A 15,277-nucleotide genomic window follows, 5' to 3' on the forward strand; every position below is an offset into this window, starting at 1 on the left:
TCAAGCGCCAATCGGGCCGGGACCGCCGAACCGCGGACGCCGGCGCCGACTGCCGGGCGGCCATTGTCAGGAGCAGACCGTCCCGGCCGTCGGCATCCTGCCGTTCAGGAGATAACCGTCTACCGCGCCCTGAACGCACGTGTTCTTGCTGTCGTACGCGCCGTGCCCCTGCCCCTTGTACGTCAGCTCCACGCCGACGCCCTTGCCCAGCGCCTGGACCATCCTGCGCGCACCCTCGTAGGGAGTGGCCGGGTCGCCGGTGTTGCCCACGACGAGGATCGGCGCCGAACCGGGGGCGCTCACGTCCGGATGATCGGCGGCGCCGGGCACGGCCCAGTCGGTGCAGCTGAGCATGCTCCAGGCCAGGTAGTCGCCGAACACCGGCGAGGCGGCCCGGAACTCGGACAGTTTCCGCTGCACGTACTCGGTGTCGTAGCGCGGCTTGTCGTCGGCGCAGTTGATGGAGACGTTGGCCGCGGTCAGGTTGCTGTACTCGCCGTTCTGGTTACGGCCGTTCAGCGAGTCCGACAGCAGCATCAGGATCTGGCCGTCCCCGTCGTAGGCCTGTTGGAGGCCTTCGGTGAGGTACTCCCAGAAGTCCTGCGAGTACAGCGCCTGGGCGATGCCGCTGGTGGCGGCGGTCTGGGTCAGCTCACGCGGGAAGATGCCCGGGATCGGCTTGCCGTCCAGGTCCTTCAGCAGCTGGGCGATGCGGTCCTTGACGTCCTGGGCGCTGTCCCCGACCGGGCAGTCCTCCACCTGCGACACGCAGTGCTGCGCGTAGTTGTCGAGGGCGAGCTGGAAGCCCTTGGCCTGACCGAGCGAGCCCTGTTCGGGGTTCTGCGTCGGGTCGACGACCGCGTCGAACACCGCGCGACCCACGTTCTTGGGGAACAGGTGGGCGTAGACGCCACCCAGTTCGGTGCCGTAGGAGATGCCGAAGTAGTGCAGCTTGTCGTCGCCGAGCACCTGGCGCATCAGGTCCATGTCCCGGGCCGCGTCGGTGGTGCGCACGTGCGGCAGCATCTCCTCGGAGTTCTTCTCGCAGGCCTCGTTGAACTCCTTGACGTTGTCGACGTACTCGGTGCGCTCGCGGGCGTCGTCGGGTGTGGCGTCCTGCTGGAAGTAGACGTCGAGTTGCTGGTCGTTCTCGCACCACACCGCGGCGCTGCGGCCGACGCCGCGTGGGTCGAAGCTCACCAGGTCGTAGCGGGTGCGCAGGGTGGTGTAGTCAGCGCCGAACGCGGGCAGCGTGGTGACACCCGAGCCGCCGGGGCCGCCGAAGTTGAAGATCAGCGAGCCGATGCGCTCGCTCGCCTCGCCGCTCGCCTTCGCCCGGATCAGCGCGATGTCGATGGTGTCGCCCCGGGGGTCGTCCCAGTCGCGGGGCGCCTTCATGGTCGCGCACTGCCACTCGTCACCGTCCGGCAGTGGTGACGGGGCATCGCCGCCGCCCTCCGCCTGGGAGGGCACGGGGCAGTCCGTCCAGCTCAGCTTCTGGGCCGACAGATCCTGGTCGTTCTCGGAGGCTCCGCCGCACCCCGCCAGCACGGTGGACAGCAGCACGGCGGTGACGGTCAGTGCGGCGGCGCGCAGCCGGGACGGATTCGGCATGCATCCATCCTGCGCCCGCAGCCGCCGGGCCGCTCGGGACGCGGGCCGTACGAGGTAGGTGTGGCGTGCGTGGCGTTGCCGGTGGGACGGGGTACATCGGCGTGCACGTAGAGGTGCCCGTGGGAGGCAGGGGCAGAGTACCCGCGCGCGTACGGCGGCCCCGCCCGTGCCCGCACCGATCCCCTACAGCGCGCCCTTGCGCGTCAGATGGTTGAACGCCAGCCAGCCCGGCAGCACCGGCAGCCACAGGGTCAGCAGGCGGAACAGCAGCACGGCAGGGGCGGCGACCTCGCTGGGCAGGCCGACGGCGATCAGGCCGACGGTCAGGGTCGCCTCGACGGCTCCCACGCCGCCGGGCGTCGGGGCGGCCGAGCCGAGCGCGTTCCCGGCGAGGAAGACCACGGCCACGCTGGCGATGCTGAGCGAGGTGGTCTCGTCGCCGAACGCGCGGATCGACGCGTCCAGGCACATCACGAAGCAGGCGGTGAGCAGCAGCATGCCGCCGATGCCGGTGACCAGCTTCTGCGGCCGCTGGAGCACGTCGAGCATGCGCGGCACGACACCCGCGAACAGCGACCTCACGCGTGAGGAGACGAACTTCCGCATGAACGGCACCGAGGTCACCACGAGCACCAGCACCGCCACCGTCAGCAGGCCCGCGATGACGGTCCGGGAGGGCGACAGCGAGGGCGTCTTCTCGGTGCCGGTCAGATAGCCGAACGCCAGCAGCATCAGGATGTGGCAGCCGAGCCCGAACAACTGCGACGCGCCTACGCTGGCCACCGCGAGCCCCGGCCGTACGCCCGAGCGCTGGAGGAAGCGCGTGTTCAGTGCGACACCGCCCACGGCGGCGGGCGCCACGATCTTCACGAACGACCCGGCGACCTGCGCCGCCACGGTCCGCGGGAACGGCACCCGCTCGGGCACGAAGCCCAGCAGGGCCATCGCTGCGGCCACGTAGCTCAGCGCCGAGAACAGCACGGCCGCGATGACCCAGCCCCACTCGGCGTTGGCCACCAGCGGCCCGAACTCGATGTGTGTGAGCTGCGTGAGCAGGAAGTACGCGCCGATCGCGCCGGCGATGAAGCTGATCAGCGTGCGCGGCCGCACCCGTTCCAGGCGGGCCGGCTCGACCGGCGCCTGCGGCCGGATCCGCAGCACCTCGTGCCGGATCTGCGTGAGCAGATCGTCCTCGCGTGCCTCGTCCAGCGCCTCGTCGATGGCCCGCTTCTCGGCCCGGTTCTGCGCGCGGACGGCCTTCTTGTCGGGCTTGTCGAGGACGACCGCGGCGTCGGCCCCGGCCGCCTCCGGACGGGCCGGTTTGGCCTGCCGCGACGCCTCCAGCACGGCCTCGCGCTCGCGATCCGCACGTTCCCTCGCCAGCCGTCGCAGCGTCGCGCGCGTGGAGCGCGTCAGGGCGATGGGCTGGAGCATCGGCAGGCAGTCGGCCACGGCGTCGGGACCGAGCACCTCGACGGCGGAGGCCACCGCGCGTTCGGCGCCGACCCGCAGGGCGAACGTCGTCATGAGCTGGGCCACGTCCATGCGCAGCAGCAGGTCACCGGCCGCGATCTCGCCACCGCGCAGGTCGGTGAGGATCACCGTGCCGGAACGATCCACCCGGATTGCGTCACCCGCCAGCCTGCGGTGCGCGATGCGCCGCGACTGCAACGCCCGCACCTGGTGCCAGGTGTGGCGCAGCAGCTCGTCGGTGATCTCCTCCTCGGGCAGGGAGTCGAGGGTGTGGCCACCGGTGTGCTCGTAGACGAGCATCACGGCGTCGGGTCCGAGTTCGGAGGTGGCGATCAGCTTCGGCGCGTTGGCGCCCGCGGCGATCGCCGCGTACGCCAGCAGCGCCTCCTGCTCCAGAGCCTGCCGCAGTGACTGAAGGCTGCGCCGGGTGGCGAAGCCGCGCAGGGTCAGGTTGCGCCACACCCGGTAGAAGAAGCCCTGCGCCTGCTGCTCCCGGTCGACGACCGTGACGTCGAGCGGCGGGCCGTTCTCCAGGGTGACGAAGTAGCGCCGGCCGCGGTCGCCGGCGTCCGCGGCGTCCAGGGTGTCCTCGCGGGCCGCGCTCACCGGGTGGAAGCCGACGGTCCGCAGGCCCGCCATCAGCGTGCGGCCCGTCGGGCGGACGTTGGGCGAGCCGACCGCGTACAGCGTGCCGTAGGCCACGGTCCAGCCGATCAGCACCGTCAGGATGATCGAGAACGGTGTCGTGTAGCCGGTGACGAGCATCGAGAAGGCGTCGAGCAGCAGCACGATCCACAGCACCGCGCGCCAACGTGGTCTGCGGGACATGCCCACGGCCGTCATGTACGCGATGACCGGGGCCAGGTAGCCGTGGACGGGGTCGGTCAGGGCCTGGATGTCACCGGGGGAGGGCTGGGTGAGCGCCTCCTGGATCGAGTCGGGGGCGGCCCGGGCGACCCAGAGGTCGGTGGCGAGCGTCACACCGTGTGCGAGGACCGCCGCGAGCACGCCGTCGGCGATGCGCAGCCCGTCCCGCTTGATCAGCCGTTCGATCGCGAACGCGACGGGCACCAGCAGGATCGCGATGCTGGACGCCAGTCCAGCGATCTTGATGAGCAGGTCGGGCGCCTGTCCGGTGCCCTTGTTGATGTCCTGTTCGAGCCCCGAGGTGGTGCCGTGCGCGAACGCGGCGATGGCGAGCAGTACGGCGATGGCGAGCACGCCCACCAGGAGCCGCATCAGGTCCGAGGGGCGGTGCACGCGCGCGGGGAGGAGCGGCTCGTCGCCCTCCACCTCGTCGGTGTGGGGCTCCCCGGGGTGGCTGCCGGTGCCGGCCGTGGTGCCGGAGTCGTCGATGGTGCCTCGCCCGGCCGTGGTGCCGGAGGCGTCGGCGGTGCCACGCCCCGCCGGGTGGCCGGAGGCGTTGCCGGTAACCCGCCCGGCCGCGCCGTCGGCCTCCTCGGCCGCTGCGGGCCCGGCAGGCTCCCCGGCTCCCTTCACGGGCTCGGCCCCCATCACGGGCGCCTCGTCCGCGTCGGCGGTGGGTGGGCGCGGCGAGGCATCAGGGGTGCTCTCCGCGTTCTCGGGGTGCACGCCCTGCTGCTTCATCGTCTCTTCTTGGTCTCGTATCACCAGTCACCGCCCGCACGATGGTGGCATGCCGCACCGACACACGGGGGCATCAGGGTGCAAATGCGGGGGCGCACAGTCTGCCCGACGCACTGCCCGAGAGCGAGGGTGACGCACAGTGGCCAGCGCGTCGCGTTGTCGGAGGCGTGTTGCAGGATGGGGCGAATGAGCGAGGACAGCCTTTCCGAGGACGCCCGCCCGGAGTATGCGCAGGGCCTGCCGGAGTACGCCGAGCGGGTTCTCGAGGTCGCCGAACTGGTTCCGGCAGGGCGGGTCATGACGTACGGGGACGTCGCCGAGTGGCTGGAGGAGGGCGGCCCGCGGCAGGTGGGCCGGGTGATGGCTCTCTACGGGGGCGCCGTTCCTTGGTGGCGCGTCGTCCGTGCGGACGGGGTGCTGCTCCCGGGGCACGAGCTGGTGGCGCTCGACCGCTACCGGGCGGAGGGCACGCCCCTGAAGGAGGCTGCCCGGGCGGCCGAGGGCCACCAGCCGCGCATCGACATGAGACGCGCGCGGTGGGACGGCGGCGAACGCACGGAGGCTCACACCTGACAGCTTCCGCCATCGGACGCGTCCGCGGGTGACGCGTGATCCGTACGGGGGAAACAAGGCACGTCCGTGGCATGACGTACGTTCGTGGTGCGAGGGACTCGTGGGTTCCGTGAGCCGCACGGGAAGAAGCGGAAGCCCTGCTTCCACCCAGCCCGTCGGCGTAGCGTCGGCTGCACGTGTCCCCCTCACCCCGCGACCACCGCCTTCCACGCAGGGCGGTCCGCACACCAGCACACCCACCAGGACCGGCGAACCACGTGAGCTCCTCTTCCTCCACCAAGCGGCTGTCGCACCACCCGGTGCGACAGGGGAACCGTGGTGCTTACCGGCTGGTGCGAACCCCGCCGGCCCGTTCGGACCCCCCTCGTCTGGACGCGGCACAGCGCGCGGTGGTTGACCACGAGGCCGGTCCGCTGCTCGTCCTCGCCGGCCCGGGAACCGGCAAGACCACCACCCTGGTGGAGTCCGTCGCGGCCCGCATCGCGCGCGGAGGCGACCCCGAGCGGATCCTGGTGCTGACGTTCAGCCGCAAGGCCGCCGTCGAACTGCGGGACCGCATGGCGCTGCGCATGGGGGCGGCGCACGCGCCGCAGGTGACCACCTTCCACTCGTACTGCTACGCCCTGGTCCGCGCCCACCAGGACAGCGACCTGTTCGTCGAACCCCTGCGGCTGCTGTCCGGTCCCGAGCAGGACGTCGCCGTCCGTGAGCTGCTCGCGGGCCAGCCCGGCCTGGAGCGGCTCGGCCTGGCGCACGTGCGCTGGCCGGACGAGCTGCGTGCCTGCCTGACCACGCGTGGCTTCGCCGACGAGGTGCGCGCGGTGCTCGCCCGCAGCCGCGAACTCGGCCTGGGCCCGGACGCCCTGGACGCCTTCGCCCGGCGCATCGGCCGCCCCGACTGGCGCGCGGCGGCCGCGTTCCTCGCCGAGTACCTCGACGTCCTCGACCTGCAGGGCGTGCTCGACTACGCGGAACTCGTCCACCGCGCGGTGCTCCTCGCCCGCCGCCCCGATGTCGCGGCCCAGCTCGCCGCGCGGTACGACGCCGTGTTCGTCGACGAGTACCAGGACACCGACCCCGCCCAGGTACGGCTGCTGCGCGCGCTGGCCGGCGACGGCCGCACCCTCGTCGCCTTTGGCGACCCCGACCAGTCGATCTACGCCTTCCGGGGCGCGGACGTCAACGGCATCCTCGACTTCCCGGGCGCCTTCCCGCGCGCGGACGGCCCCCCGGCCCCCGTCGAGGTCCTGCGGACCTCCCGCCGTTCCTCCGCCGCCCTGCTGGCCGCGACCCGGCTGCTGACCCAGCGCATGCCCCTCACCCGCCTCCCGGCCGACAAGGTGCGCGCCCATCGCGAGCTGACCCCTGTGCGGGACGGCGGTCGCGTCGAGGTCTACACCTACCCGACGCCGGGCACCGAGCTGGACAACGTCGCCGACATCCTGCGCCGGGCCCATCTGGAGGACGGCGTCCCCTGGGGTGAGATGGCGGTCCTGGTCCGCGCGGGATCCCGGACGATCCCGACCGTCCGCCGGGCCCTGACAGCGGCCGGCGTTCCCCTCGACATCGACGGCGACGACGTGCCTCTGCGCCACGAGCCGGCGGTGACGCCGCTGCTGACGGCCCTGCGGGCGGTGGCCGCGGCCGAGGCGGGGAGCCCACCTCGGCAGGTCGCTGATGGGGGATTGGCCGAGCCGGAGCCGGAGCCGGAGCCGGAGCCGAAGCCGAAGCCGGAGCCCCAGTCCGAGTCCGCGTCCGAACCGGAGCCGGCGTGCGAGCCGGAGCCGGCGCCCGAGCCCGAGCCCGAGCGGCAGCCTCGGTCCGAGCCCGAGCCCGAGCTCACGTCCGAGCCGGAGTCCCGGTCCGAGCCGGAGTCCGAGTTCAGGCCCGAGCCCGAGCCCGAGCCCGAGCCCGAGTCCGGGTCCGGGCCCGAGCCCACGTCCGAACCCGAGCCCGAGTCCGGGCCCGAGCAGAGCTCCTGTTGGCTCGACACCGAGACCGCCCTCACCCTCCTCGCCTCACCCCTCGCCGGCATGGACGCCGCCGACCTGCGCCGGCTCGGGCGCGCCCTGCGGGACGAGGAACGGGCGGCCGGCAACCCCGTGCCGCCGCCGTCGGACGAGCTGCTCGCGCGGGCGCTCGCCGAACCCGAGCGCCTCGTGGCGCACGACCCGGCGTACGCGCGCGGTGCCCAGCGCCTCGGCGCCTTGCTGCGGAAGGCGCGGGAGCGGCTCGCGGGCGGTGGTACGGCCGAGGAGGCGCTGTGGGACCTGTGGGAGGGCACGCCGTGGCCCACCCGCCTGGAGCGGGCCGCCCGCCGCGGCGGCGCCGCCGGACGCAACGCGGACCGCGACCTGGACGCCGTGTGCGCGCTGTTCGCGACCGCGGCCCGCGCGGAGGAGCGCACCGGCGGGCGCGGCGCACTGAACTTCCTGGAGGAGCTGGAAGCCGAGGACATCGCCGCCGACACCCTAGCGGGGCGGGCCGTGCGGCCCGACGCCGTGCGCCTGATGACCGCGCACCGCTCCAAAGGGCTCGAGTGGCGTCTGGTCGTCGTGGCGGGCGTCCAGGAGGGCCTGTGGCCCGATCTGCGCCGCCGCGGCTCGCTCCTTGAGGCCGACCGCATCGGCCGCGACGGGCTCGCCGAACCGCTCACCCCGGGCGCACTGCTCGCGGAAGAACGCCGCCTGTTCTACGTCGCCGCCACGCGCGCGCGTGAACGCCTCGTCGTCACCGCGGTGAAGGCCCCCGCGGACGACGGCGACCAGCCGTCCCGCTTCCTGACCGAGCTCGGCGTCGAACCCCGGGACGTCACCGGCCGCCCGCGCCGCCCGCTGTCCGTCGCGGCGCTCGTGGCCGAACTGCGCGCCACGACCGTCGACCCGCGCGTGTCGGACGCTCTGCGGGAGGCGGCCGCCCGCCGGCTGGCCAGGCTCGCCGCGCTCACCGACGAGGACGGCAGGCCACTGGTCCCGTCCGCCCATCCGTACCGCTGGTGGGGCATGTTCGAGCCGACCGAGTCCAAGGTGCCGCTGCGCAACCGGGACCAACCCGTCGTGCTGTCGGGCAGCGCCCTGGACCAGCTCGCCAACACCTGCGCCCTGCAGTGGTTCCTCGGCCGCGAGGTGAAGGCCGACGCGCCCGCAACCGCCGCCCAGGGGTTCGGCAACGTCGTGCACGTCCTCGCCGACGAGGTCGCCTCCGGGCGCACGCCGGCCGACTTGGACGTCCTCATGGAACGCCTCGACTCGGTGTGGGACGCGCTCGCCTTCGACGCGCCGTGGAAGTCGGCGCAGGAGAAGCAGCACGCGCGCGTGGCGCTCGAACGCTTCCTCGAGTGGCATGTGACGGACCGCACGGGGCGTACGCCGGTGGCGAGCGAGCACGACTTCGACGTCACCCTCGAAGCGGGCGACTACGCGGTACGCATCCGCGGCTCCATGGACCGGGTCGAGGCGGACGGCGACGGACGCGCGTACGTCGTCGACTTCAAGACCGGCAAGCAGGCCCCCAGCGCCGCCGAGGTGGCCCGCCATCCCCAGCTGGCCGTCTATCAGCTGGCGGTGCGCGAGGGCGCCGTGGACGCGGCGTTCGACGGCGTGCGGCCCGAGCCGGGTGGCGCCGAACTGGTCCAGCTCCGTCAGGGCGCCGCCAAACGGGACGGCGGCGAGACCCTTCCCAAGGTGCAGGCCCAGGAGCCCTTGGAAGGGGAGTGGGTGGGCGAGCTGCTGGCGACGGCGGCCGGCAAGGTGCTCGACGAGCGTTTCACGCCGACGACCGGCCAGCACTGCGCGCACTGCGCGTTCCGGGCGTCGTGCAGCGCCCGCCCCGAGGGACGCCACGTAGTGGAGTGATTTACGGCACCACAGGGGCTGACCTGCACTTCTTTCGTCCGGGAGGCCGATCCGGCATCCGCTGTCAGTGCCCGCCGCTAGCCTCTCTGGGGTGTCCGCACGTATCACCGATCCCGAGCAGCTCAAGGAGCTCCTCGGGATTCCGTTCACCCCGGAGCAGACGGCCTGCATCATCGCGCCGCCCGCCCCGCAGGTGATCGTGGCCGGAGCCGGGTCCGGCAAGACGACGGTGATGGCGGCACGCGTGGTGTGGCTGGTCGGTACCGGCCAGGTCGCGCCCGAACAGGTGCTGGGCCTCACCTTCACCAACAAGGCCGCCGGTGAACTCGCCGAGCGGGTCCGCAAGGCGCTCGTCAAGGCCGGCGTCACCGATCCGGACGTCATCGACCCGGACCATCCGCCCGGTGAGCCGGTGATCTCCACCTACCACGCCTTCGCGGGCCGCCTGCTGACCGACCACGGCCTGCGCATCGGCCTCGAACCGGCCTCCCGCCTGCTCGCCGACGCCACCCGTTACCAGCTCGCCGCACGCGTGCTGCGCGAGGCCCCGGGTCCCTACCCGGCGCTCACCCGCTCCTTCCCGGACCTGGTCAGCGACCTGCTGGCCCTCGACTCCGAGCTGGCCGAACACCTCGTGAGGCCGGAAAGCCTGCGCGCGTGGGACGCCGGGCTGCTGCGCACGCTGGAGGGCGCCAAGCTCACCAACGCCGACCTGCGCAAGGTCCCCGACACCGCCGCCGCCCGCCGCGAGCTGGCCGAGCTCGTCCTGCGCTACCGGGCCGCCAAGCGGGAACGGGACCTGCTCGACTTCGGCGACCAGATCGCCCTCGCCGCACGGCTCGCCCAGCTCCCCGACGTCGGCCGCATCCTGCGCGACGAATTCCGCGTGGTCCTCCTCGACGAGTACCAGGACACGTCCGTCGCCCAGCGCGTCCTCCTGGCAGGCCTGTTCGGCGGCGGCACCGGCCACCCGGTGACCGCCGTCGGTGACCCCTGCCAAGCCATCTACGGCTGGCGCGGCGCCTCCGTCGCCAACCTCGACGACTTCCCCGAGCACTTCGCCCACCCCGACGGCAGCACGGCGGAGCGCCAGGCGCTGAGCCAGAACCGCCGCAGCGGCGGCCGCCTCCTCGACCTCGCCAACGGTCTCGCCGAGCCGCTGCGCGCCATGCACGCGGGCGTGGAGGCCCTCCGCCCCGCCCCCGGCGCCGAACGCGACGGCATGGTCCGCTGCGCCCTGCTGCGCACCCACGCCGAGGAGATCGACTGGATCGCCGACTCGATCGCACATCTGGTCCGCACCGGCAAGGGGCCCGGCGAGATCGCCGTCCTGTGCCGCACGGCGACCGACTTCGCCCAGATCCAGGGCGCGCTCGTCGCCCGGGACATTCCCGTCGAGGTCGTCGGCCTCTCGGGGCTGCTGCACCTGCCGGAGGTGGCCGACCTGGTCGCCGTCTGCGAGGTGCTCCAGGACCCGGGCGCCAACGCCTCCCTGGTCCGCCTGCTCACCGGCCCCCGCTGGCGCATCGGTCCGCGCGACCTCGCTCTCCTGGGGCGACGCGCCCGGCTTCTGGTGTCCCACGCGCGGGTGGACGCCGACGACGACCCCGACCGCAGGCTCGCCGACGCGGTCGAGGGCGTCGACCCGGCCGAGGTGATCTCCCTCGCCGACGCCCTGGACACGTTCCTGGAGACCCCGCTGGAGGGCGGCGGGGACGACGACGGGCTGCCGTTCTCGCCGGACGCGCGTGTGCGGTTCGCCCGCCTCGCCACCGAGCTGCGTGAACTGCGCCGCTCCCTGTCCGACCCGCTCATGGACGTCCTGCACCGCGTCCTCGCCGTCACCGGACTGGAAGTCGAGCTGTCGGCGTCCCCGCACGCTCTGGCCGCCCGTCGCCGGGAGACCCTGTCCAACTTCCTGGACGTCGCCGCCTCCTTCGCCGCCAACGAGAGCGAGGCCAGTCTGCTCGCCTTCCTGGGCTTCCTGCGCACCGCCGCCCAGTACGAGAAGGGCCTCGACAACGCGCTGCCGGGCGGTGAGAACACCGTCAAGGTGCTCACCGCCCACAAGTCCAAGGGCCTGGAGTGGGACGTCGTCGCCGTCCCCGGGCTCGTCACCGGGACGTTCCCCAGCAGTCAGGGTCGTGAGAAGTGGACCTCCCAGGCCAGGGTGCTCCCGCACGAACTGCGCGGCGACGCCGACACGCTGCCCGACATCCGCACGTGGGACGCGCGCGGCATGAAGGCCTTCCACGAGGCCATGAAGGACCACCAGCACACCGAGGAGCTCCGCCTCGGCTACGTCACCTTCACCCGCCCTCGCTCCCTCCTCCTCGGCTCCGGCCACTGGTGGGGCCCCACCCAGAAGAAGCCCCGCGGCCCCTCCGACTTCCTCCTCGCCCTCTACGAGCACTGCGCCGCCGGTCACGGCGAGATCGAGGCGTGGGCGGACGAACCAGCCGAGGACGAGGAGAACCCGGCCCTCCACCGGACGGCCGCCGACCAGCTGTGGCCGCTGCCCCTGGACGAGGACGCCCTGGCGCGCCGCCGCGCGGCGGCCGAGACGGTCCTGACCCACCTCGACACCCTCGCCACCGCCCACCCCGGCGCCGTACACGACCCCGGCACGTACGACGACCCGGACTGGCCCGCACCGCCGGACGACGAGATTCCGGGCGACGGGGACGCGTACGAGGACGACCCGTACGGGGAAGGGGACCCGGCCGACTGGGACTCGTGGGACACGCACCGGCCGACCGACACGGACTCCCGTGGGGCCGCGGACGCGCGCCGCCCGACCGTCCCGCACCAGGCGACGCCCCCGGACGTCGACGCGACACCGGGCGCCCGCCCGCACCCCCCGCAGTCCGGGCCGCACCCCCTCACCCCCGAGGAGGCCCGCACGATCGCCTCCTGGGACCGTGACCTCGACGCCCTCACCGGCGAGCTGCTCCGCGCGCGGGAGTCCGTCACGGAAGTCGCGCTGCCCGCCTCGCTGACCGCCTCCCAGTTGCTGCGCCTGGCCGCCGACCCGGACGGCTTCGCACAGGAACTGGCCCGCCCCATGCCGCGGCCGCCGCAGCCCGCGGCCCGCCGGGGAACGCGCTTCCACGCCTGGGTGGAGGCCCGTTTCGAGGAGCTGACGCTGCCCATGCTGGAGCCGGAGGAGCTGCCGGGCAGTGAGGCGGAGATCGCCGACGAGCGTGACCTGGAGGCTCTGAAGGAGGCGTTCGAGCGCACCGAGTACGCCCACCGCACGCCCTACCGGGTGGAGGCGCCCTTCCAGCTGGCCCTCGCCGGCCGCGTCGTCCGGGGCCGTATTGACGCCGTCTACCGGTACGGGGACGGCGAGGGGACGACGTACGAGATCGTCGACTGGAAGACCGGCCGCGGCCGGACCGCGGACCCCCTCCAGCTCGCCCTGTACCGGCTCGCCTGGGCCGAGCAGAAGGGCGTGCCCCTGGAGTCGGTCACGGCCGCGTTCGTCTACGTGCGCACGGGCGAGGTCGTACGGCCGGACGACCTTCCGGACCGGGCCGCGCTGGAACGGCTGCTGCTGGGCGAGCCGTACGGTGACGAACCGCACGAACAGGGTGTCGGCGCGGGCCGATAGGCTCGTGCGCATGAGCCAGACCCCGGACAGCGCCGTCCGCACGTACCTCGACGAGCACCGTGCCGCCTTCCTCGAAGGCCTCGCCGAGTGGCTGCGCGTCCCGTCGGTGTCCGCGCAGCCCGAGCACGCCTTTGACGTGCGGCGCAGCGCCGACTGGCTCGCGAGCAGGCTCAAGGAGACCGGGTTCCCGACCGCGGAGGTCTGGCAGACACCGGGCGCACCCGCCGTTTACGCCGAGTGGCCCTCGGACGACCCGCAGGCGCCCACGGTCCTCGTCTACGGCCACCACGACGTGCAGCCCGCCGCACGCGAGGACGGCTGGGACAGCGACCCCTTCGAACCCGTCGTCCGCGACAACCGCCTCTACGCGCGCGGGGCGGCCGACGACAAGGGCCAGGTCTTCTTCCACACCCTCGGTGTCCGCGCCCACCTCGCCGCCACCGGCCGCACCACCCCGGCCGTCAGCCTGAAGCTGCTGATCGAGGGCGAGGAGGAGTCCGGCTCCCCGTACTTCCGGGCACTGGTCGAGGAGCATGCGGGGCGGCTCGCCGCCGACGCGGTGATCGTCTCCGACACCGGTATGTGGTCCGAGGACACCCCCACGGTGTGTACGGGCATGCGCGGCCTCGCCGAGTGCGAGATCCGGCTGTACGGCCCCGACCAGGACATCCACTCCGGGTCCTTCGGCGGCGCCGTCCCCAACCCGGCGACAGCCGTCGCCCGTCTCGTCGCCGCCCTGCACGACGAGCACGCGCGCGTGGCGATCCCCGGTTTCTACGACGGTGTCGTCGACCTCACCGACCGTGAGCGCGCCCTGTTCGCGGAGCTGCCCTTCGACGAGCGGCAGTGGCTGCGCACCGCGAAGTCGTACGCCACCCACGGTGAGGCCGGGTTCACCACCCTGGAGCGCGTCTGGGCCCGTCCCACCGCCGAGGTCAACGGCATCGGCGGTGGCTACCAGGGCCCCGGCAGCAAGACGATCGTCCCGTCCTCGGCGATGGTGAAGCTGTCCTTCCGCCTGGTCGCCGGGCAGGACCCCGACCACGTCGAGCGGGCCGTCCGCGCCTGGGCCGCCGACCAGGTGCCCGCCGGGATCCGGCACGAGATCGCCTTCTCGGCGGCCACCCGCCCGTGCCTGACGCCCCTGGACCACCCCGCGCTCCAGTCCGTCGTACGCGCCATGAGCCGCGCCTTCGGCGAACCCGTCCGGTACACGCGCGAGGGCGGCTCAGGACCGGCCGCCGACCTGCAGGAAGTCCTCGGCGCTCCGGTCCTCTTCCTGGGCATCTCCGTCCCCTCCGACGGCTGGCACGCCCCGAACGAGAAGGTCGAGCTCGACCTGCTTCTCAAGGGCGCCGAAACCAGCGCGTACCTGTGGGCTGACCTCGCCGAACACTGGCGCCATGCGCCCTGACCGTCCGGGCCGGGGATGTGCCCCGCGCGGGGCACACTGGAGAGGCCGCCCGCAGCACGGAGCAGCGCCGGACCCGGTCGCCTCCTGCCGCACGACCCGCTGAACCGCCGCTGAATCAACCGTTCCACCGGGGGAGTTGGAAGCACCCGTGACCACCTGGACCGACCACACCGCCGACCGACCCATCTCACTCACCGCCCCCAGCGGCATCGACCGTGCCGCGCACCACCGGCTCGACGAGGCCTGGCTCGCGGCGGCGTGGAGCCACCCCTCGACCCGCTGCTTCGTGGTCTCCGGCGGCCAGGTCCTCATCGACGAGACACCCGACGGACGTACCGAACTCGTCATGAGTCCGTCCTTCGAAGCCCCGCTCACCGAGGCGCACCGCTACTTCCTGGGCATCGACGAGGACGGCGTCAGCTACTTCGCGCTCCAGAAGGACGCGCTGCCCGGCCGCATGGACCAGTCCGCGCGCCCGGCGGGCCTGCGCGAGGCCGGGCTGCTGCTGTCGCCGCGCGACGCGGGGCTGATGGTGCACGCCGTCGGTCTGGAGAACTGGCAGCGCACCCACCGCTTCTGCTCCCGCTGCGGCGAACGCACGGTGATCGCGGCGGCCGGGCACATCCGCCGCTGCCCCGCCTGCGGCGCCGAGCACTACCCGCGCACCGACCCCGCCGTGATCATGGCGGTCACCGACGAGGACGACCGCATCCTGCTCGGCCGCCAGGTCCACTGGCCCGAGGGGCGCTTCTCCACGCTGGCCGGCTTCGTCGAGCCCGGCGAGTCCATCGAGCAGTCGGTACGCCGCGAGGTCCGCGAGGAGGCCGGCGTCACCGTCGGCGAGGTCGAGTACGTCGCCAGCCAGCCCTGGCCGTTCCCGTCCAGCCTGATGCTCGGCTTCATGGCCCGCGCCACGTCCACGGAGATCGAGGTCGACGGCGACGAGATCCACGAGGCCCGCTGGTTCTCCCGAGACGAACTGTGCGCCGCCTTCGAGTCCGGCGAGGTGCTGCCGCCGTACGGCATCTCCATCGCCGCCCGCCTGATCGAACTCTGGTACGGCAAGCCCCTCCCGACACGCAGCGCGGCCTGACCCGACGGGGCGGACGTGCCCTTGGCTGTCCCTGT

General features: G+C 73.2%; 7 protein-coding genes. 5 read left to right on the top strand and 2 right to left on the bottom strand.

Annotated elements, in window-relative coordinates:
- Window positions 1-66 precede the first annotated feature (66 nt).
- Both IPT68_RS23855 and IPT68_RS23860 read right to left on the bottom strand, forming a co-directional pair.
- On the bottom strand, window positions 67-1,614 hold the full coding sequence (locus IPT68_RS23855; RefSeq protein WP_189696410.1) for an alpha/beta hydrolase: 1,548 nt from the start codon (window positions 1,612-1,614) through the stop codon (window positions 67-69).
- A gap of 183 nt (window positions 1,615-1,797) precedes the next feature.
- Window positions 1,798-4,695, bottom strand: coding sequence for a lysylphosphatidylglycerol synthase transmembrane domain-containing protein (locus IPT68_RS23860; protein WP_194074002.1), 2,898 nt, complete (start codon window positions 4,693-4,695; stop codon window positions 1,798-1,800).
- Between the two features lie 186 nt (window positions 4,696-4,881).
- On the opposite strand from IPT68_RS23860, the gene IPT68_RS23865 reads away from it, so the two are divergent.
- From IPT68_RS23865 to nudC, 5 genes are all read left to right on the top strand, one after another.
- Entirely contained in the window at window positions 4,882-5,268 is a 387-nt protein-coding gene (locus IPT68_RS23865; protein WP_189696412.1) for an MGMT family protein, read from the top strand.
- A gap of 257 nt (window positions 5,269-5,525) precedes the next feature.
- The gene (locus IPT68_RS23870) at window positions 5,526-9,122 is read left to right on the top strand and encodes an ATP-dependent helicase (RefSeq protein ID WP_189696413.1); all 3,597 of its coding nucleotides are present in this window, start codon (window positions 5,526-5,528) and stop codon (window positions 9,120-9,122) included.
- A gap of 91 nt (window positions 9,123-9,213) precedes the next feature.
- Window positions 9,214-12,735 (top strand): ATP-dependent helicase, encoded by a 3,522-nt coding sequence (locus IPT68_RS23875; RefSeq protein ID WP_189696414.1) that lies wholly within the window; start codon window positions 9,214-9,216, stop codon window positions 12,733-12,735.
- 10 nt (window positions 12,736-12,745) lie between these two features.
- Complete coding sequence (locus IPT68_RS23880) at window positions 12,746-14,149, top strand: dipeptidase (RefSeq protein WP_189696415.1); 1,404 nt, start codon at window positions 12,746-12,748, stop codon at window positions 14,147-14,149.
- 148 nt (window positions 14,150-14,297) lie between these two features.
- Entirely contained in the window at window positions 14,298-15,242 is a 945-nt protein-coding gene (gene nudC / locus IPT68_RS23885) for an NAD(+) diphosphatase (RefSeq protein ID WP_189696416.1), read from the top strand.
- Window positions 15,243-15,277: the final 35 nt, after the last annotated feature.

Source organism: Streptomyces chromofuscus (assembly GCF_015160875.1).
Taxonomy (GTDB): domain Bacteria; phylum Actinomycetota; class Actinomycetes; order Streptomycetales; family Streptomycetaceae; genus Streptomyces; species Streptomyces chromofuscus.

Coding starts and splice junctions, on each gene's coding strand:
- IPT68_RS23860 (WP_194074002.1), bottom strand. CDS start 4,695: ATGAAGCAGCAGGGCGTGCACCCCGAGAACGCGGAGAGCACCCCTGAT.
- IPT68_RS23865 (WP_189696412.1), top strand. CDS start 4,882: ATGAGCGAGGACAGCCTTTCCGAGGACGCCCGCCCGGAGTATGCGCAG.
- IPT68_RS23855 (WP_189696410.1), bottom strand. CDS start 1,614: ATGCCGAATCCGTCCCGGCTGCGCGCCGCCGCACTGACCGTCACCGCC.
- IPT68_RS23880 (WP_189696415.1), top strand. CDS start 12,746: ATGAGCCAGACCCCGGACAGCGCCGTCCGCACGTACCTCGACGAGCAC.